Annotated in this window: 1 rRNA gene; it reads right to left on the bottom strand. The window is 52.4% G+C overall.

Features of this window, described 5'->3' with window-relative positions:
- A 23S ribosomal RNA gene (locus AC6H42_RS08525) occupies positions 1–229 on the bottom strand; the annotation flags it as partial.

Below are 229 nucleotides of genomic sequence, written 5' to 3'. Positions count from 1 at the left end.
GGTACTGGTTCACTATCGGTCGATTACGAGTATTTAGCCTTGGAGGATGGTCCCCCCATATTCAGACAGGATTTCTCGTGTCCCGCCCTACTTGTCGCATACTTAGTTCCACACGTCGCATTTCGTGTACGGGGCTATCACCCGCTATGGCCGCCATTTCCAGAGCGTTCCACTATGCGTCATGCTAAATCATGCAGGCTCATCCCATTTCGCTCGCCACTACTTTGGG

This window comes from Massilia sp. NBRC 108631 (genome assembly GCF_059704565.1).
This window is presented reverse-complemented; position numbering and strand designations above follow the sequence as displayed.